This window comes from Kribbella sancticallisti, from assembly GCF_039530625.1.
Taxonomy (GTDB): domain Bacteria; phylum Actinomycetota; class Actinomycetes; order Propionibacteriales; family Kribbellaceae; genus Kribbella; species Kribbella sancticallisti.
Genome location: NZ_BAAAOS010000020.1, coordinates 127639 through 145907, shown reverse-complemented (window position 1 = coordinate 145907; position 18269 = coordinate 127639). Strand labels below are relative to the sequence as shown.

The following is an 18269-nucleotide window of genomic DNA, read 5'->3' as shown; positions in this document are numbered from 1 at the left end:
ACATGACGCACGAGTTCCGCAAGGGAGACAAGGTCGCGTGGGACAGCCACGGCGGTACGGCGGAGGGAGTCGTGGAGAAGCGGATCACCGAGCGGACCCACGCGGGCGGCCGGGTAATCGACGCGTCCGCCGACGAGCCGCAGTACCTGGTGCGTAGTTCGAAGAGCGGTCGTACGGCCGTGCACAAGCCGGAGGCCCTGCGCCGCCAGTGAGGTCAGCGGTCGAGGTACACCTGGTCGTAGCTGTCCTCGACCACGGTTTCCTGCAGCGCCACGAGATCCGGCCGCAGGTTGCGGAATCCCTCCCTCAGTACTTCGCGGCGCGCCGGCCAGTCGCCGTGGCGGCACCAGATGTTCAAGGTCGCCACGCGTAGTCGGCCGGTCTTGCGACGCCAGTACCCAGCGGCTCGGGAAGGGGAACGGCGTGCCGACGTTTTCCGCTGCAGTCGCCGGGTACCCGGGCGGCAATGGTGTCGCGCGACTGAGCGGGAGGTCAGCTGATGGGTGACTACGAGGCTTCGACGACGGTTGACGTGGCGTCGACCGTGCTGTTCGAGTACTTGTCCGATGTCGAGCGGTTGCCCGAGTACCTGCCGCAGATGACGGAGGCGCATCGGGCCGGGGAGGTCGCGGAGGGGGAGCGGGTAGAGGTGGAGGCCGTCATCCAGCCGGAGGGCGAGCCTGAGCGCAAGGTCGAGGGAGAGGCCTGGATCGACGTGGTGGAAGACGGGAAGAAGCTGCGCTGGGGTGCTCCGGGGCCGCATGAGTACCACGGTGAACTGGACGTGGATTTTGTTGCCGACGGCACCTCGAAGCTGACGGTCCGGTTGCACACCGAGCATGCTGATGGTTCGTCGATCGAGGACGGTCTGCGGCACACGCTGGCCGGCATCAAGTCGGCCGCCGAGCGCAAGGCGGCCAACCCGTCGACCGGCCCGGACGCCTAGGCTGAGAGGCCCCGCCCGCCGCTAGGTTGGGACAGCGGCTGCGTACTGCGCTACGACCGGTCCTTCATGCGCCCCTTGTTGCCGGCCTGATCCCCGCGCTCCTCGGACCGGCGACGCCGGCCGCGGAACGTGAACAGCGTGAACGCGACCAACAGGATCACGACGAGCGCGATCCCCCCGATCACCAAGGGGGTGCCGGAGAAGTCGGACGCGTCGCCGTCGTTGTCGCCGGGCTGGTCCGCGTTGGATTGGGTCGAGCCGAGCGTGGGCGACGGGGAGTCGGCGGAAGGCACAGCCGACGAGGTCGTCGTTGTCTGCGGCGCGGCGGCCGCAGAGGTGCCGGCGGAAGCCGCCGGCAGGATCGCGAACAGCATCGCGACGATCGCGATGCCGACGCTCTTGCTCTTCGGGACAGTCATGGCCGCCCGGTGTCCGGCCCGAGCGAGTTCAAACCGGTCCGCCCGGCCGTCCCGCAACCGCGCTACATAGGCTGGCGCGGTGACCAGTGCGAAGGTGTCTCACGTCGTGTGGGACTGGAACGGGACGTTGCTCCACGACAACGACGCGGTGATCGCCGCGGTCAACCAGGTCTGCGCCGCCTACGGCCGGCCCGAGCTGACTTGGGAGAACTGGCGGGAGGTGTACGCCCGGCCGGTGCGGACGACGTACGAGCAGATCCTCGGCCAGGTGCTGGACGACCAGAACTGGGCCCGGGTCGACAAGCTCTACCACGACCAGTACGACGTACTGCTGCCGACGAGCAAGCTGGCTGCCGATGTGCCCGGCCAGCTGCTGGAATGGGCGAGCACCGGCCGGACGCAGTCGCTGCTGTCCATGTGGTTCCACCGGCAGTTGATCCCGCTGGTCGAGGAATTCGGTCTGACCGGCCTGTTCTCCCGGATCGACGGGCTGGCGGCGGAGCTCGGTGGCGAGTCCAAGACCGAGCACCTGGCCCGGCACCTGGAGGCGCAGGAGCTTCGGCCGGCCGACGTACTGGTGATCGGTGATGTCGTCGACGACGCTCTCGCGGCGCAGGCCGTCGGAGCCCAGTGCGTCCTGGTCTCCACCGGCGCGATGACGAAGGCGGCGCTCAAGGCCACCGGAGCGCCCGTCGCGGACACGATCACCGAGGCCCTGCGCATCACCGGAACCGCACTAGACCGCGACTTCGGGGCGCGCGGCAGGACCGAATGACGCACCCGGGTGGACAACCTGGGTAACCTGGCGGGCGCCGCCTGCCGGGCGGCCGACCGGATAGGAGACGATGGCACCCGTGACGCCACCACGCGCGCAGGACTCGCAGCACCGGCCGGCCCCCTCGGAGGTCGACCCGGCCGTCGCTGGCCTGACCGTGGGACTGGGTGGGCCGACCGGCCGATTCGCCCGGCTCAGTTCGTCCTGGTGGACGCCGCTGCGGATCGCCCTGGCCGTCTGCACGGTCACCTTCGCGCTCGGCGTACTGCAGAAGGCTCCGTGCATGGACGCGGGCTGGGACCGGCAGAGCTGGCGGCCGTTCAAGGCGCTGTGCTACTCCGACATCGGCTACCTGTACCAGGAGCGCGGCTTCGCGGAGGGCAACCGGCCGTTCCTCGACACCGGGAACTACCCGGTCCTGGAGTACCCGGTGCTCACCGGTGGGTTCATGGAGGTCGCGGCGCAGATCACCTGGCTGATCACCGGTGACCCGAAGCAGGACGTGACGGTCGAGCAGAAACGCGACACCGCGGGCGTCTTCTTCGTCGTGAACGTGGCGTTGCTCTTCCTTTGCGCCCTCGTGCTGGTCGGGTTGACGGTCGCGACCGCACGAGGGGTCTCGACGCGGCCGGGCGCGGCCCGTGGGCAGCCACTCGACGCGCTGTACGTCGCCGCCGCGCCGGTGCTGGCCTTCACCTCGACGATCAACTGGGACCTGTTCGCCGTGGTACTGACGGCCGGCGCGATGTTCGCGTGGTCGCGGGGCAAGCCGATCTGGTTCGGCATCCTGCTCGGGCTCGGGACAGCGGCGAAGTTCTACCCGTTCCTGCTGCTCGGTCCGTTGCTGATCGTCTGTCTGCGCCGCCGTACGTTGTGGCCGTGGTTCCAGGCGACGGTGGCGGCGATCTGCGCCTGGGGGCTGGTGAACGCGCCGATCTACCTGCTGGCCAAGAACGAGTGGCTGTCGTTCTGGGTCTTCAACGACGAGCGTGAGAGCGACTACGGCTCGATCTGGTACGTGCTGAAGTTGGCCAAGCACGAGGTCGCCGACGTCAACCAACTCAACATCGTGATCTTCGCCGGGCTCTGCCTGTCGATCGCGATCCTCGGCCTGATGGCGCCCAAACCGCCACGCTTCGCGCAACTGGCGTTCCTGGTGGTCGCCGCGTTCCTGCTGGTGAACAAGGTGTACTCACCGCAGTACGTGCTGTGGTTGCTGCCGCTGGTCGCGCTGGCCCGGCCGAAGCTGCGGGACTGGCTGATCTGGCAGGCCTGCGAGTGCTTCTACTGGATGATGGTCTGGCTGCATCTGGCCCAATTCCTGGTGCCGGGGTCGCCGGACCAGCCGGACAAGATCTACTGGCTGTCGGTGATCCTGCGGATGGCCGGGACGTTGTGGCTGATGCTGGTGGTCGCGCGCGACATCCTGCTGCCCGAGAGGGACCCGGTGCGGCAGGGCGACGTCGCCGATGATCCGGGTGACGGCGTGGTCTCGGATCTACCGCCCCGGAAACTGGATCCCGCGCACGTCTAGGTTGCCGCCGCTGACCACGCTCGCGGTCAGGCCGGTCAGCTCGATCTTGTCTTCGAGCAAGGCGGCGAACGGTGCGGCCGCGGCCGGTTCGAGGGCCAGCTTGGTGCGGGACATGGCGAGCTTGGTCGCCTCGACGATCGCGTCCTCGCTGACCCGGACCACCTGGTCGACGTATTGCTGGATGATGCCGAAGTTGTGGGTGCCGCAGACGGGTGCGGCCAGGCCGTCGGCGATGCTCTTCGCGGTCGGCAGCTTCTGCGGCTCGCCCGCTTCGAGGCTGCGGCTGACCACGTCGGCCGTCTCGGGCTCGATGCCGATCACCTGGATGCCGGGCTTCAGCAGTTTCACCGCGAGCGCGACCCCCGAGATCAGCCCGCCGCCGCCGACCGGGACCAGCACGGTGTCGAGGTCCGGGCGGTCCTCGAGCAGTTCGAGCCCGAGGCTGCCGTGCCCGGTGATCACGTCGAGGTCGTCGAACGGGTGCACGCCGGTCAGCTTCCGCTCGTCGCGGATCGCCTCGTAGGCGCCGATCAGGTCACCCTCGACGAGTTCCACCTGGGCGCCGTACGCGCGGGCTGCCTCGATCTTGGCCGGTACCGCGGTCTTCGCCATCACCACGGTCGCCGGTACGCCGGCGTCGCGCGCGGCCCAGGCCAGCGCGCCGGCGGCGTTGCCGGCCGAGACCGTAATCACCCCACGTTCGCGCTCCTCGGCCGTCAGCCGCAAGGTCTTGGTGAGCAGCCCCCGGACCTTGAAGCTGCCGGTCTTCTGGAACAGCTCGGCCTTGAGCGTGAGCCGGCCGCCGAAGATCGCGTCCAGGGCGGACGACTCCAGCATCGGGGTGCGGTGGATCCGCCCCTGCAGGGCGGCGGCGGCGCTGCGTATGTCCTCGAGGCTCGGCATACCCAGACCTTAGACGGCCGGACGCAACCGGACGGTGCCGGTCGGCGTCGGAGGTCTGCTGTCAGCGGATCGGCGGGATTCGCTTGGATGGAACTGAGAAGGTGGAGGCGTGGACTTGGGGTTCGGTGGCGAGGTGGCTGGCTTCTACCAGCGGTATCGGCGGGGGTATCCCGCCGAGGTGATCGACGCCCTGGTGTCGGCGTTCGGCCTGACCCGGGACGACGTCGTCCTCGATCTGGGCTGCGGGACCGGGCAGTTGGCGCTGCCGATCGCGGACCGGGTCCGAGCCGTCATCGGGATGGATCCGGAGCCGGACATGCTCGCCGAAGCCCGCCGAGTGGCGGCGGACCGGACCAACATCAGCTGGATGGCCGGCGCCGATACCGACGTACCGGTTGTCGGCTCGCTGCTCGGCAAGGCCTCGCTGGGCGCGGTCACGGTCGGGCAGGCGCTGCACTGGATGGACCACGACAGCTTGTTCCAGTCGCTGCGGCCGCTTCTTCGCCCCGGCGGCGGGGTCGCCGTCGTGACCAACGGCAGCCCCCTCTGGTTGCAGGACAGCACCTGGTCGCAGGCCCTCCGCCGATACCTCGAGCTATGGCTCGACTCGGAGGTCGCGGCGACCTGCGGCACCGACGAGGACAGCCAGACCCGGTACTCCGAAAGCCTGGCCGCGGCCGGCTTCACCGTCGGCCGAACCGACTTCCACTACGAGGACGAGTTGGACCTCGACCGGATCATCGGCGGCGTGTACTCCGCCCTCCCGGTCAACCTCCTGCCACCCCTCGAACAACGCTCGTACTTCGCCAAACAAGTAGGCCGAGCCCTCGAGGGCCACGCGCCGTACCACGAGCAGATCGACGTCATCGTCCTGACCGGCACCCGCTGACCGTCGCGGCGATCGGGGGCGCCTTGGTGATGGCCGCGTTCTCGACGGCCGTGAGTCTTGCAAACCTACAGACACGTATGTATGTTTTTGAGCATGCGGAGTACGCAGGCTGATCGGCGGTCGCGGTCGCGGACCGCTTTGATGGAGTCGGCGGCTCGAGGGCTGTCGCGGGTCGGGTACAGGAATCTGGTGCTCGAGCAGGTCGCGGCGGAGGCCGGGTACACGCGGGGGGCGCTGTATCACCAGTTCAAGGACAAGCAGGACCTGACGCTGGCGGTGTTCGCGTGGATTCTCGAGACCTGGCAGCACGAGGTCGGCGTACGGGTGGAGAAGGAGACCGAGCCGGTCGCCGCGCTGCTGGCGCTTGCCGGTGGTCATGCCGTCTTCTGCCGGCGGGACATCGCGCGGGTGGCTGTGGCGTTGCGGCTGGAGTTCTCGGGGCAGGACCATCCCGTAGGGCGGGCGGTCGAGGAGGCGTACGAATTGCTCCTCCAGCAGTGCATGCGACTGATCAGCGCCGGCCGCAAGGCGGGGGCGATACCGCCCGGACCGCCGGTCAGGACTCTCGCTCTCGCCTACCTCGGAGCCTTCGAGGGAGTGGTGATCGCGCTGGCCGGCCAGGCGCCGTACGACGAGCAGCTCGCGATCCGCGCCGCCGCCGGCGCGCTCGGACTCGAACCAGTTGGAGGCTCGACATGAAACTCCCGGACACAGCCCACACGGACCTGCCCTGGCGGGTCCACGAACTCACCCCCGACTTCCGCCTGTACGACGTCTGGGCGTTGCCCACCCCCGGCGGTCCCGACGACTTCCCGCGACTGGTCCAGAGTTTCGCGACGGGTGACACGGCGAGCAACCCGTCGTGGATCGCCCGCACGCTCTTCGCGATTCGCTGGAAGCTCGGGGAGTGGTTCGGCTGGGACGATCCCCAGCGAGGCGTCGGCTCCCGGGTGCCGACCCTGCGCGACCGCCTGCCCGACGATCTCCGGGACGGTCCGTCCGGTCCGGAGTTCGACAAGCTGCCCTTCAAGTCGGTCTTCCTCAGGGATGACGAGTGGGTCGCGGAGATGGGCAACAGCACCGTGCACGCCGTCCTGCACCTCGGCTGGGTGCCGGACGGCTCCGGCGGCTACCGCGGCCAGATGGGCGTCCTGGTGAAGCCGAACGGCTTCCTCGGCACGGCCTACATGGCCGCGATCGCGCCCTTCCGGCACTTGTTCGTCTACCCGCCGCTGATGCGCTCCATCGGCGACGAGTGGCAGGCCCAGACCGAGCGGCTCAGCTGAGGCAGCTCAGCTGAGCCGGTCAGCTCAGGGCTCAGCTCAGGCGGCCGGCGATCGCGGCGGCGAAGCGGTCGGCCGCGTCGGGGACCAGCGGCAGGAACAGGTAGGGCTCGATCAGTTCCAGCTCCATCAGCAGGAAGCGGCCGTTGCTGACGATGCCGTCGACGCGCGCGTAGACCGGCGCGCGGCGGGCGTTGGCAGCGGCCAGCGCGGCCGCGGCCCCTTCCAGTACTGCGGCCGGCGGCTCCACCAGTTCGGCCGTTCCGCCGAAGTCGTCCTGGACCCGGTAATCACCAGCAGCCGGGCGCTTCAGGACGGTGTGGCTCAACTCGCCGTCGAGGTAGATCACCGACCACTCGCCCTCGGACTGGATCTCCTTCAGGAACGGCTGCACCAGGTACACGGCGTCCGGCAGGTCGTCCATCGCCCGGCTCAACTCGTCCGAGCCGGCCGTACCGCGGATCGTGTGCCGGGCGGTCGCGCTGACGGTCGGCTTGATCACGATCTCCTGGCCGTCGAGACCGCCGACGACCTCCCGCAGGCAGGCTCCGGCCGCGACCTGCGACGGCACGATCGCGACGCCGCGCTCGCGCAGTTCGAGCAGGTAGCTCTTGTCGGCGTTCCAGCAGACCAGGTCGGTCTCGTTGAGCACCGGCACCCCGGCCTTGTCGAGCTGGCCGAGCCACTCGACGAACTCGAGGTAGCGGACGTGGTAGTCCCAGACGGAGCGGAGTACGACGGCGTCGTACGAGGACCAGTCGACCGAGGGGTCGGTCCACACCTCGGCGACCGGGTCGAAGCCGGCCGTCCGGAGGGCGGCCGCGAGCGGCAGGTCGTGCGAATGTAGCTGTGCGTGGTCGGCGGAGTTCGCCAGTGCGATACGAGGACTCACGCGGATCAGTGTTGGCGCGCCTCGGCAGTTCGTCAAACCGCTTACTCCCCAGCGGACGGTGACGCAGCGTGGTCGCGATGACAACGATGACAGCCGCGGCGAGGTAGATCAGCCCCTGCCGCTGCTCGTGGCCGAAGCTGGCGTAGGCGAGGTACGCGGCGACCGGTACGGCGAGCCACTCGAACCGCCCCGCCAGTACGGCGAGCGCGATCAACGGCAGCCCGTACCACGGGTATGTCGGGGTGGTGATCAGCAAAGCGGCGCCGAAGAGCCAGCAGCAGGTGGTCGCGATCGGCTCGCGTCCATGCCGCCGCAGAGCCAGTACTGCGAGCGCGACGGCGAGCAGCCCGACGGCGAGTTGGCGCGCCTCAGGAGGCAACACCAGCGCGAGAATCGCCGACCGGGAGCTGCCGTCGGTGAAGCCCTCCTGAGTCAGGTAGCCGGGCAGGAAGCCGACCACCAAGGTGCCTGCGGCAAGCAGATGCGGGAGGTAGGAGAGGGCGAAGCTGCCGACGGCCACCAGCGGAGTACGGAGGTCGGGCCGGCGCAGCGCGGTAAAGGCGGGGATGAGCAGGAGGGGCAGGAGTTTGACGGACGCGGCGGCGCCGAGGAGGACGCCGGCCCAGACCGGGCGACGGCGTACGGCGAGGATGATCGCGGCGACGATCAGGAAGGTGGCGAGGACGTCGACATGGGCCGCGTTGCCGGCTTCCAGGGCGACGATCGGTGACCAACCCCACAACAGCGCCCAGCGCGGATCCTTTCCTCTGCGGCGGAGTTCGGCCGCGAGGAGTGCGGTCAGCGCCACGGCGAGTGCGGCTCCGGCTACTTGGAGTCCGAAGGTCCCTGCCGACCATGGAGTGAGCAAAGCGACCGCGGTGAAGTAGGCCTGCGCGACGGGCGGGTAGATGGTGGGTACGCGCGGACGGTTGATCAGGGTCCGCGGGTCATCGGCGCTGAGAGCAGCGATGGCAGCCGGATCCTGGGGCACCCGCGGCGGCCCGACAACTCCCGAGGTCTCCGTGGGTGACAAGCCGGGGAAGAGCACAGGGTCCCGCAAGCGCGCCAGTTGGTCGTCCAAAGGCACATGCGAGTACGGCGAACTGCCCGACAGTTGGACCCGGCCGTCCCATACGTACCGGTAAGCATCCGTGCTGGTGATCGGCGGCGTGGTGAGCCCGGGCAACTGACAGAGCGCCGCGAAGGCCACGACGACCAGCACTGCCCGAGGTCCTGCCGGGCGTCTGAAGATCAGCCAAGCCACGGCTCCGAGCAGCACAGACGCGCCCAGCAAGGTGACGTTAGGCCACCGATCGACCGCTCCGGTCCAGATCACCGCCGCGCACCCGAAGGTCGCAACCACCCCACCAACCTCCAGCCGCGCGGGCATCAGTTGGCTCGGGCCAGTCGGGAGGCGGTGGAGCTGCGGAAGGCGAGGAAGGCTCGGCCGCCGGCGCGCCAGTCCTCCGTGGCGAGGAGGTTGGCGGTGACGGCGTGGCGGAGGACGGCGCGTGTGCCTACTCTTGCCCAGGGCAACGGACTGGAGCGGCGGCCGCCGTCGGCGTGCAGGATGATCGGTGCCGGATCGTCCAGGTTGTCGTCGGGGTCGACCTCGACCAGGACCAGACCGTCCGGGCGAACGAGTTCGGCGCAGCGGCGCAGCAGCGTGCCGGGGGCTCCGCCGATGCCGATGTTGCCGTCCATCAGCAGGACGCTGCCCCAACGCCCCTCGCCAGGCAACGGATCCTGAACCGGACGCCGCAGGGCCGGTGCTCCCCGCTTGGTGGTCAGCAGCACCGCCTGCGCCGAGATGTCCACACCCAGAGCCGGGATGCCACGCTCGGCCAGAGCTGTCACGATCCGCCCGGGCCCGCAACCGATGTCGAGCACCGGCCCCTCGCAGCGGCTGAGCGCCAACCGGTCCACCGCATCCGCCGGTGCCCGCCACCGGTCCACCTCGGCCAGCGACGGCACCGCGCGCCCATCGGTGCCGGTAGCAACTACCCGCGCTCCGTCCAGCGCCTTCTCGAACAACAGCGCGGGATGCGCCGCGTGCTGAAGCCGCCGATGCAGTCGAGAGACCCGCAGCGCAGGGAAGAGCGCGGCGATCGCGGCAGCATCCGACGGTGTGTCCATGTCCCGCAGAGTCGGCAGCAGCAACACCCGATACCCGAGCTTCCGCAGCCGCACGAGCTGGTCGGCGCCGGTGTGATCGGTCGACATCGGTACTCCGACCAGCGCCCGCCGGTCGGGTTCACGCAGCCCGAGACACCAGTAGCCACCATCCTCGGTCAACCCCAGTACTGCGTCGTGCCCGGCCCAGTCGACGTCCAGAAGCTCCCGGGTGAGCTGCGGCGTATCCATCCCGACCAGCAACATCGGCGTACCGGCGTACGCGTCCTCGAAGGCGGCCGCGAGCCGTTCGTCCAAGCCGGCACCACGCTGCTTCAACACGTGGAACCCGGCCGGAAGCCAAGGCCCGGCTTCACCCTCCAGCGCGAGGACGCGCCGACCCGCCGCGCTGGAATAGACGGCGGCGAGGGTGTCCGACAAGGACGCACGAGCGAGCGCGGCCGCCTCGTGCGCGGAGAACTCGGTCTGCAGCCGGGTCTTCACCCGTCCTGGCACAGGCTCCTTCGCGATGACGATCAGCGTGCCGGCCCTCACCCGGACAGCACCTTCGACATGTCGAGCACGGCGCGCGCGGCGCCGAGCGGAGAACCGGTGACCTTCGAGCGGCCGGAGCGCGGCAGGTAGTCGACGTCGACCTCGGCGATTCGCCAGCCCGCGTCGGCCGCTCTCACGACGGTCTCGAGCGGATAGCCGGAGCGACGGTCCCGCAGCCGCAGACCGAGCAGCGCCTCGCGACGAGCGGCCCGCATCGGCCCGAGATCGCGCAACTGAACGCCCGTACGGCGCCGGACGCGCCGCGACAGTTCGGCGTTGGCCAGCCGCAGATGCCACGGCCACACCGACCTCGAGACAGGTCGTCGACGGCCCAGCATGAGGTCGATCTGGCCGTCCAAAACCGGCGCGGTCACCCGGACCAGTTGCTGCGGATCCAGGGACGCGTCCGCATCGAGGAAGGCGACCACGGGCGCCGTCGCGGCCTCCAGCCCCGCGTGGCAGGCGGCGCCGTACCCGCGCACCTCGCACGGCACGACCAGCGCGCCCAGGCCGGCCGCGATCTCGGCGGACCCATCGGTGGATCCGTTGTCGACGACAACAGCCCGTACTCCGCTGGGCAGGCGGCCGAGCACCCACGGCAGCGCGCCTGCCTCGTTCAGGCAGGGAAGGACCAGATCGACCTCAGCAGCAGACACCCTTCGACGGTAGGGAAGAACCGGCGCCGACCGGGGCGAACGGCGGCTACGGCTCGCTTACATCCCCTTCCGCCGGCCGCACGGTGGCGCTGCCGGACGGCCGGACGATCTACGCTCGACCCGTGGCTACTCGTGTGCTCGTGGTGGACGACGACCCGACCGTATCGAACGTCGTCTCGGCGTACCTGACCAAGGCCGGGTACGACGCCCGCGTGGTCGCCGACGGCGTGAAGGCGGTCGAGGTCTGGCAGCAGTGGAAACCGTCCGTCGTCGTGCTCGACGTGATGCTCCCCGGCCTGTCCGGCCTCGACGTACTGCGCCGGATGCGCGCCGCCGACGACAGCGCGGCCGTGATCATGCTGTCCGCGCGCGGCGAGGAGGAGGATCGGCTGGTCGGGCTGGAGTTCGGCGCCGACGACTACGTGGTGAAGCCGTTCAGCCCGCGCGAACTGACTCTGCGGGTGCAGGCGATGCTGCGGCGCGAGGAGCGGCTGGCCGGGCTCGACCTGACGCCGACCAAGCTCAGCGCCGGTCCGATCACCGTCGACACCGCCGCCCGGACCGCCTTCCTGGACGGTGCCGAGCTGTCGCTGACGCATCGCGAGTTCGACCTGCTCGCCTTCCTGGTCTCGCATCCGGGCAAGGCCTACACCAAGGCCGAACTGCTGCGCCGGGTCTGGGGCTGGGACTTCGGCGACTCCTCGACGGTGACCGTGCACGTGCGGCGGTTGCGGGAGAAGATCGAGCTCGATCCGTCCGATCCGCGGCTGGTGCTGACCGTGCCCCGGACCGGTTACCGCTTCGCGGGTGAGGCCGAATGAACCGCGACCAGGCGACGATCCTCGGGCTGACCGCCCTGTGGACCCTGATCGTCGCGGGCGTCGGCGGACTGGTGCTGTGGCGGCTGCGGCGCCGCTCGGTGCGGACCACCGTGATCGTGGCCGGCCTGGTGCCGATGATCGCCGCGCTGGCCGCGGTCGCCCAGAGCGTGCGGGCGATGTTCATCTCGCCCCACGACTCGCTGGTCGTGCTCTGGACGCTGGCGTTCTCCGGCCTGCTGGGGCTGGCGATGTCGATCCTGCTCGGGCACTGGATCACCACCAGCTCGCGCGATGTCGGGCGCCGCCTGCGCCACCTCGGTACGTCGTACGAGCCGGTCGAGGGTGGTTCGAACGGCAACGTGCCGGCCGAACTGGCCGCGATCACCGACGAGCTCGAGCTGACCCGGCAACGCCTGGCCGCCTCCCGGGAACGCGAACGCGCCCTCGAAGCCAGCCGCCGTGAACTGGTCGCCTTCATGTCCCACGACCTCCGTACTCCGCTCGCCGGGCTGCGGGCGGTCTCGGAAGGGCTGGAGGACGGGGTCGTCGACGACGTGCCCGGGGCGTTGCGGCAGATGCGGACGACGGTGGACCGGATGACCGGCCTGGTGGACGACCTGTTCGAACTGTCGCGGTTGACGGCGGCTCCGCCGCCGCGCCGACGGGTCGCCGTCAGCCTGCGGGAACTGGCCGAGGACGTGGTGGGGGAGACGTGTGAGCACGCCCGGTCCGAAGGTGTCTCGCTGACCGTCTCGACGCCGCCGAACGACGATCGGCTCGCGGTACACGGGGATGCGGACGAGCTGACCCGAGCGGTGACGAATCTGGTCGGCAACGCGATCCGGCACACCGAGGCCGGTGGCACGGTGAAGCTGGCGGTCGACCGGGAGAGCGACGGACGGGTCCGGCTGGCCGTGACGGACGGCTGCGGCGGGATCCCCGACGACGACCTCGGGCGCGTCTTCGACATCGGCTGGCGCGGCGACGAACAACGCACGCCGTCCTCCAGCAGCACGGGCGGCGGCCTGGGCCTGGCGATCGCCCGCGGCGTCGTCGAGTCCCACGAAGGCACCATCGCCGTCTCCAACGTCAACGGCGGCTGCGCCTTCGAAATCGAACTCCCACCCGTACCCGCCAACACCTGAAGCCCCCAACTACGGGGCCAAGGCGCCACCCGCGCCACAGCTGCGAGCTCGCGTCCCCAGCCCCTGCCCTCAGGATTCCACCCACAACCCCAGCCAGCGCGGTCCGATCCGTCAATCCTTCAAGAGGTCGGCGATGCCTGAGGTCAGGTCGTAGTCGGGTTTCCAGCCGAGGGTTTCGCGGAGCTTGGCCGAGGATGCGGTGATGTGGCGCACGTCGCCGAGGCGGTAGGCGCCAGTGACAACCGGAGCCGGGCCGTCGTAGGCGGTGGAGAGTTCGGCGGCGAGGTCGCCGATCGTCCGGACTGTGCCGGTGCCGACGTTGAACGCGGTGAACGGCGGGTGATCCGCCGAGATTGCCGTCGCGACCGCGGTGGCGATGTCGCGAACATGGATGAAGTCGCGACGCTGCCCCCCGTCCTCGTACACCTTCGGCGCCTCACCCCGCTCCAATGCGGACCGGAAGATCGCCGCAACCCCCGCGTACGGCGTATCGCGAGGCATGCCTGGTCCGTACACGTTGTGGAACCGCATGGCCGCGACCTGCCCGCCGGTCTCCCGAGCCCAAGTGGCGGCGAGATGCTCACCGTTGAGCTTGCTGGCGGCGTAGGTGTTCCGCGGGTCCAGCGCGGCATCCTCATGAACCAGACCCGGCCGCAGGAACGCGCCACACCTCGGGCAGGGCGGTTCGAACTGCCCGCGCTCCAGATCCTCGACCCGCCGCGGCCCCGGCGCCACCGGCCCGTGCCGGTCGCAGTCGTAGTGCCCTTCGCCGTAGACGACCATCGAACTGGCGTAGACCAGCCGACGCACCTGCCGGCGGCCCATCTGCCGCAGCAACACCGCAGTCCCCAGACTGTTGCTGCTCACGTAGTCGTCCATGTCGTCAAGGTCGACTCCGAGCCCAACCTTCGCGGCCAGATGAACCACCGCGTCAACCCCGTCAAGCGCGCGATCAACCGCCGCGGCATCGCGAACATCGCCGACAGTCAACTCGCCGGAAGCCCGCTCGACAGCCTCGGGCTGTTGCCCGTGAACGTCTGGTCTGAGCGAGTCCAGGACTCCGACCTCGTGACCTTCGGTCAGCAGTTGAGCGTGGACATGCCGGCCGATGAAGCCGGCACCCCCAGTGAGCAGGATTTTCACCAGAGGTCCTCTCCGGCCGTCCCGTCGAGGGAGTGGCGGCACGTGCAGTCGGCGTCGGGCTTCGGAAGTTGCCCGATCACCTCCGTAAGCAATGTCTTGAGGCGATCGATGCTGCGCCCGAAGACCTCCAGCACCTCCGCGTGCGTGACACCCTCACCCGCATCGACACCGGCATCGTGGTCGGTGACCACGGCGATCGAGGTGTAGCAGAGCGCGAGCTCCCGGGCGATCGACGCCTCCGGCGCACCCGTCATACCGACAACCGACCAGCCCTGATCCGCATGCCACCGGGACTCGGCCCGGGTGGAGAACCGCGGCCCGTTGATCACCACCATGGTGCCCCCGGCAACCACCTTGCCGTTGCCTGCGGCAATCACCGCCGCCCGGCCGTTGGCGCAGTACGGGTCGGCGGCAGAAACGTGCACGACCGGAGCACCGTCGTACACGGTGTGCTCCCGACCCCACGTGCGGTCGACGTACTGGTCGGGGACGACGATCGTGCCCGGAGTGAGCTCAGGGCGGAGCGAGCCGACGGCGCAGGGACCGAGGATCTGGCGGGCGCCGAGGTGGTGGAGGGCCCAGAGGTTCGCGCGGTAGTTGACCCGGTGCGGCGGGAACCGGTGGTCCGCGCCGTGCCGGGGGATGAAGGCGACCTCGCGGCCGTTCACCTCGCCCACGACCGGTGGTTCGCTCGGTGGGCCGAACGGGGTCGCCACCTCGACCGGCCGGGCGCCGGAGAGGAACGAGTAGAAGCCGGATCCGCCGATCACGCCGATTTCTGCCATGTGTTCGACCCTAGTGTCCCGTAAGCGAGATAGCTTGAACGCTGGAGGCGCCCAGGCACGCACCTCGCGGCGTTGGAGAAACGTCCACGATGCCAGAGCATCGAGGACGCTTCTCCGCCTTGCGATGCACGCACCTGGACACCTCCATCGTTCAAGCTATCTCGCTTACGGGACACTAGAAGTCCCGCGACCCCCGACTACCCAATCCGCCCGGACCGTCAGCGCTCCGTAATCGATGGTCGAATGTGCTGGTGACGCTTCCGTGGGCCCTCTTCGTGCTGGGAGTTCTTCTGCTCCTGCTCGGTGCCTACTGCGGCTGGACCGCAGGACGGCTGGACCGCCTGCACCATCGGGTGAAGACGGCCCGAGCGGTCCTCGACACGGAGCTGGCCCGCCGGTCGGCCCTGGTGGCCGAGCTCGCGGGCAGCGGCGTACTGGACCCCGCATCGTCGCTACTGCTGCTGGACGCGGCCCACCGAGCCCGTACTGCGAACGGCGACGAGCGGGAGCAGGCGGAGTCGGTTCTGACCCGGGCGGTCGGCGCGACCTCGGCCGAGGTGGAACCCTGGGCAGCAGAACTCGGTACTGCGATGCGGCGGGTCCAGTTGGCCAGGCGGTTCCACAACGACATCGTGGTCTCGACCCGGAACCTGCGGCGGCGGCGACTCGTCACCTGGTTCCGGCTGGCTGGGCACGCGCCGATGCCCAGCACGATCGAACTGGAGGACGGCAGCTGATGAGCGAGCTGGCGGAGGACACCTTCGCGGAGCAGACGGAGAAGTACCGGCACGAGTTGCGGGTGCACTGCTACCGGATGCTCGGCTCCTTCGACGACGCCGAGGACATGGTGCAGGAGACCTTCCTTCGGGCTTGGCGCAAGCGCGCCACCTTCCAGGGCGAGCACGGCGACGGCCGCTCCCTACGGGCCTGGCTGTACCGAATCGCGACCAACGCCTGCATCGACGACGCCCGCCGCCCGCAGCGGGTGCTGCCACATCAGCTGGAGCCCGCGTCGTTCCCGAAGGAGGCGCTGCCGGCCCGGGACGACCTGCCCTGGCTGCAGCCGTTCCCGGACGTCCTGCTGGACCGTGCCGAGGAGCCCGACGCCGAGGTGGTCCGGCGCGAGACGATCGAGCTGGCCTTCCTGATCGCGATCCAGCACCTGCCGGCGCGGCAGCGCGCAGTACTGATCTTCCGGGACGTGCTCGGCTGGTCCGCGAAGGAGACGGCCGACCTGCTGGACTCCAGCGTCGCTTCGGTGAACAGCGCCCTGCAGCGAGCCCGCCCGGTACTACGGGAGCACCTACCGCCGCGTCGTACCGAGTGGGCTCCGGCGGGGGATCCGTCGGCAGAGGAGCAGGCGCTGCTCGCGAAGTACATGGAAGCCTTCGAGCGGGCTGACGCGGCGGGGCTTGCCGCGTTGATGCATGAGGACATCCGGGTCACGATGCCGCCGTACCCGTTCTGGTTCTTCGGCCGGGAGGACGCCACCCGCGCTCTGGCGGCGAACTTCGGGCCGGAAGGCGACGCCTACCGGGGCGAATGGCAGTACCTGGTGGCGGGCGTCAACCGCCAGCCGGCGCTGGCCGACTTCCTGCGGGAGCCGGGCGACACGATCTTCCGTCCGTTCGGCTTGAGCGTGTTCCGGATCGAGGACGGCAAGATCGCCGAGATGACCGCCTTCGAAACCACCGACTTCGCGCTCTACGGCCTGCCGGATCACTTGGCGTCGGCGTAGCACTCCACGATCGCGGTGGTGAACGGGAACCGCGTCGGGGTCGCGCCGAAGGTGATCCGGCCGGCCAGGTCGCCGGCCGCCTGGATCGCCGCCGCGACCTGGTCGGCCTCGTCGGCGGGGCAGTGCACGATCACCTCGTCGTGCTGGAAGAAGACCAGCTCGGCCTTGAGGTCGGTGATCGATTGGCGCAGCGCGGCCATCATGAGCAGGGCCCAGTCGGCGGCGCTGCCCTGGACGACGAAGTTCCGGGTGAAGCGCCCTCGCGCCCGCGCGTGCCGGGCATCCGTCGGGCGCTCCTCGGACGGTCCTTCCAGCATCGCCGCGTCGATCGGCGAGCCGGACGGCGGGCAGGTCCGGCCGAGCCACGTCCTGACCAGCCGCCCTTCCTCACCGGCCCTGGCCGCGTCGTCCACGTAGGCGACCGCCTTCGGGAATCGCTTCCGGAGCGCGGCCAGGTTCTTCAACCCGTCGCCCGAGGTCTGCCCGTAGACGGCGCCCAGCACGGCGAGCTTCGCCATCGCGCGATCGCCCGAGAACGCCTTGTCCGACACGGCTTTGTAGAGATCCCCGGCATCTCCGGCGACCTCCATCAGCCCGGGATCGCGTGAGATCGCGGCCAGCACCCGCGGCTCCAGCTGGGAGGCGTCCGCGACCACCAGGCGCCACCCGGGATCGGCAACCACCGCGCGACGGATCACCTTCGGGATCTGGAGCCCGCCGCCGCCGTTCGTCACCCAGCGGCCCGACACCGTGCCGCCCGGGATGAAGCCGGGCCGGAACCGGCCGTCGTGGATCCAGTCGTTCAGCCAGCTCCACCCGTTGGCCGTGTAGATCCGGTAGAGCGTCTTGTACTCCAGCAGTGGCGCGACCGCCGGATGATCGATGCCCTCGAGCTCCCATTTCCTGGTCGAGCTGACCTGGTGGCCCGCCTGCTTGAACGCCTTCAGCACATCGGCCGGGAGATCCGGCCTGACCCGCCGGCCGAACGCCTCGGACACCTGGTCCGCCAGCTCGGTCAGCCGTCTGGGCTCGCCACTGCCCGCGAACCGCTCACCGAGCAACTCGGTCAGCAACGCACGATGCGTCTCGGCACTCCACGGCAACCCGGCCCGGTCCATCTCGGCCGCCACCAACATCCCGGAGGACTCGGAGGCGGTCAACAGCCGCATGCGATCCGGGTACTCCGCTGACTGGTGCCGGCGGATCTGGTCGGCGTAGACCCGCAGCAGCGCCTCGAAGGAGATCGGCTCCTCCTGGATCTCGAACAGCGAGGACTGCTCGCCGGGAGTCGCCGCGCGCAGGGGCGGATCAGCCGGCACTGGCTTGTTCGTCAGTCGGGCCCAGGCAGCCGCCGCGGATCGTGGCTCTCCGAGACGCCCTTCGTGCCCGAGCAGCAGCACCTCGGCGCACTCGACGTCGTAACACCGGTCAACCCGCACCCCGGAGGCCAGCAGCCGCGGGTAGATCTCTGGCGTGGACCTCCACACCCACCGAGTGACCTGTGGGCGCGACCCGACAGCGGCCGCCAGATCCGGCTCTCGCAACACCTCACCGGCAGGCTGCCCGTCGGGATGCAGGGCGACCAGCAGCGCCCCACCACCCTCCGCCGGCGCGATCGCCCACCGCTCGTCCATGCCCGAATCCTCACACCTCACACCGACAATCGCGGGATG

At 69.8% G+C, this 18269-nt stretch carries 20 protein-coding genes and 1 pseudogene; 11 read left to right on the top strand and 10 right to left on the bottom strand.

What is annotated here, in order from left to right:
* Positions 1 to 2 precede the first annotated feature (2 nt).
* Positions 3 to 212, top strand: a complete 210-nt coding sequence (locus tag ABD255_RS17250) for a hypervirulence associated TUDOR domain-containing protein (RefSeq protein WP_344215001.1) — start codon at positions 3 to 5, stop codon at positions 210 to 212.
* A gap of 2 nt (positions 213 to 214) precedes the next feature.
* Here the strand turns inward: ABD255_RS17250 and ABD255_RS17245 are convergent, their stop codons facing one another.
* The gene (locus ABD255_RS17245; protein WP_344215000.1) at positions 215 to 367 is read right to left on the bottom strand and encodes an endonuclease/exonuclease/phosphatase family protein; all 153 of its coding nucleotides are present in this window, start codon (positions 365 to 367) and stop codon (positions 215 to 217) included.
* 132 nt (positions 368 to 499) lie between these two features.
* Between ABD255_RS17245 and ABD255_RS17240 the strand changes: the two genes are divergently transcribed.
* Positions 500 to 946 (top strand): SRPBCC family protein, encoded by a 447-nt coding sequence (locus ABD255_RS17240; RefSeq protein ID WP_344214998.1) that lies wholly within the window; start codon positions 500 to 502, stop codon positions 944 to 946.
* 50 nt (positions 947 to 996) lie between these two features.
* Here ABD255_RS17240 and ABD255_RS17235 read toward each other — a convergent pair whose 3' ends face one another.
* Positions 997 to 1365 carry a hypothetical protein gene (locus ABD255_RS17235; protein ID WP_344214996.1) on the bottom strand — a complete coding sequence of 123 codons (369 nt, stop codon included), beginning with the start codon at positions 1363 to 1365 and terminating at the stop codon, positions 997 to 999.
* Positions 1366 to 1444: 79 nt separating this feature from the next.
* Between ABD255_RS17235 and ABD255_RS17230 the strand changes: the two genes are divergently transcribed.
* Together ABD255_RS17230 and ABD255_RS17225 are read left to right on the top strand one after the other, a co-directional pair.
* On the top strand, positions 1445 to 2140 hold the full coding sequence (locus ABD255_RS17230; protein ID WP_344214994.1) for an HAD family hydrolase: 696 nt from the start codon (positions 1445 to 1447) through the stop codon (positions 2138 to 2140).
* A gap of 70 nt (positions 2141 to 2210) precedes the next feature.
* Positions 2211 to 3674: a glycosyltransferase family 87 protein gene (locus tag ABD255_RS17225; RefSeq protein WP_344214992.1), complete on the top strand. Its 1464-nt coding sequence runs from the start codon at positions 2211 to 2213 to the stop codon at positions 3672 to 3674.
* Here ABD255_RS17225 and ABD255_RS17220 read toward each other — a convergent pair.
* Positions 3639 to 4577: a threonine/serine dehydratase family protein gene (locus tag ABD255_RS17220; RefSeq protein ID WP_344214990.1), complete on the bottom strand. Its 939-nt coding sequence runs from the start codon at positions 4575 to 4577 to the stop codon at positions 3639 to 3641. The two genes, ABD255_RS17225 and ABD255_RS17220, sit on opposite strands and share 36 nt — an antisense overlap.
* A 109-nt stretch (positions 4578 to 4686) precedes the next feature.
* Here ABD255_RS17220 and ABD255_RS17215 point away from each other — a divergent pair, with 109 nt between their 5' ends.
* The 3 genes from ABD255_RS17215 to ABD255_RS17205 all read left to right on the top strand — a co-directional run bounded on the left by ABD255_RS17215 (position 4687) and on the right by ABD255_RS17205 (position 6752).
* Positions 4687 to 5466, top strand: coding sequence for a class I SAM-dependent methyltransferase (locus tag ABD255_RS17215; RefSeq protein ID WP_344214988.1), 780 nt, complete (start codon positions 4687 to 4689; stop codon positions 5464 to 5466).
* Between the two features lie 93 nt (positions 5467 to 5559).
* Positions 5560 to 6165, top strand: a complete 606-nt coding sequence (locus tag ABD255_RS17210) for a TetR/AcrR family transcriptional regulator (protein WP_344214986.1) — start codon at positions 5560 to 5562, stop codon at positions 6163 to 6165.
* A complete protein-coding gene (locus tag ABD255_RS17205) occupies positions 6162 to 6752 on the top strand; it encodes a DUF2867 domain-containing protein (protein WP_344214984.1) in 591 nt (196 codons plus the stop codon). Before ABD255_RS17210 ends, ABD255_RS17205 begins: the two co-directional genes overlap by 4 nt.
* A gap of 31 nt (positions 6753 to 6783) precedes the next feature.
* Here ABD255_RS17205 and ABD255_RS17200 read toward each other — a convergent pair whose 3' ends face one another.
* The 4 genes and pseudogenes from ABD255_RS17200 to ABD255_RS17185 form a co-directional block, all read right to left on the bottom strand.
* Positions 6784 to 7641: an ATP-grasp domain-containing protein gene (locus tag ABD255_RS17200; protein WP_344214982.1), complete on the bottom strand. Its 858-nt coding sequence runs from the start codon at positions 7639 to 7641 to the stop codon at positions 6784 to 6786.
* Positions 7642 to 7945: 304 nt separating this feature from the next.
* Positions 7946 to 9031 (bottom strand): annotated as a pseudogene (locus tag ABD255_RS43695) (MptA/MptB family glycosyltransferase); the annotation flags it as partial.
* Positions 9031 to 10308, bottom strand: a complete 1278-nt coding sequence (locus ABD255_RS17190; protein ID WP_344214978.1) for a DUF2064 domain-containing protein — start codon at positions 10306 to 10308, stop codon at positions 9031 to 9033. The pseudogene ABD255_RS43695 and the gene ABD255_RS17190, both read right to left, overlap by 1 nt.
* Positions 10305 to 10964 carry a glycosyltransferase family 2 protein gene (locus ABD255_RS17185; RefSeq protein WP_344214976.1) on the bottom strand — a complete coding sequence of 220 codons (660 nt, stop codon included), beginning with the start codon at positions 10962 to 10964 and terminating at the stop codon, positions 10305 to 10307. Before ABD255_RS17185 ends, ABD255_RS17190 begins: the two co-directional genes overlap by 4 nt.
* A gap of 122 nt (positions 10965 to 11086) precedes the next feature.
* Here ABD255_RS17185 and ABD255_RS17180 point away from each other — a divergent pair, with 122 nt between their 5' ends.
* Positions 11087 to 11785 (top strand): response regulator transcription factor, encoded by a 699-nt coding sequence (locus ABD255_RS17180; RefSeq protein WP_344214974.1) that lies wholly within the window; start codon positions 11087 to 11089, stop codon positions 11783 to 11785.
* Positions 11782 to 12930 carry a sensor histidine kinase gene (locus ABD255_RS17175; RefSeq protein WP_344214972.1) on the top strand — a complete coding sequence of 383 codons (1149 nt, stop codon included), beginning with the start codon at positions 11782 to 11784 and terminating at the stop codon, positions 12928 to 12930. Before ABD255_RS17180 ends, ABD255_RS17175 begins: the two co-directional genes overlap by 4 nt.
* Before the next feature lie 111 nt (positions 12931 to 13041).
* Here ABD255_RS17175 and ABD255_RS17170 read toward each other — a convergent pair whose 3' ends face one another.
* Positions 13042 to 14073: an NAD-dependent epimerase/dehydratase family protein gene (locus ABD255_RS17170; protein ID WP_344214970.1), complete on the bottom strand. Its 1032-nt coding sequence runs from the start codon at positions 14071 to 14073 to the stop codon at positions 13042 to 13044.
* Positions 14070 to 14858, bottom strand: coding sequence for an S-methyl-5'-thioadenosine phosphorylase (locus tag ABD255_RS17165; RefSeq protein ID WP_344214968.1), 789 nt, complete (start codon positions 14856 to 14858; stop codon positions 14070 to 14072). The genes ABD255_RS17170 and ABD255_RS17165 overlap by 4 nt, the downstream gene beginning before the upstream one ends.
* Before the next feature lie 251 nt (positions 14859 to 15109).
* On the opposite strand from ABD255_RS17165, the gene ABD255_RS17160 reads away from it, so the two are divergent.
* The gene (locus ABD255_RS17160) at positions 15110 to 15595 is read left to right on the top strand and encodes a hypothetical protein (RefSeq protein WP_344214966.1); all 486 of its coding nucleotides are present in this window, start codon (positions 15110 to 15112) and stop codon (positions 15593 to 15595) included.
* Positions 15595 to 16596: an RNA polymerase subunit sigma-70 gene (locus ABD255_RS17155; protein ID WP_344214964.1), complete on the top strand. Its 1002-nt coding sequence runs from the start codon at positions 15595 to 15597 to the stop codon at positions 16594 to 16596. Before ABD255_RS17160 ends, ABD255_RS17155 begins: the two co-directional genes overlap by 1 nt.
* Here ABD255_RS17155 and ABD255_RS17150 read toward each other — a convergent pair.
* Positions 16578 to 18230 (bottom strand): bifunctional 3'-5' exonuclease/DNA polymerase, encoded by a 1653-nt coding sequence (locus tag ABD255_RS17150; RefSeq protein ID WP_344214961.1) that lies wholly within the window; start codon positions 18228 to 18230, stop codon positions 16578 to 16580. The two genes, ABD255_RS17155 and ABD255_RS17150, sit on opposite strands and share 19 nt — an antisense overlap.
* Positions 18231 to 18269: the final 39 nt, after the last annotated feature.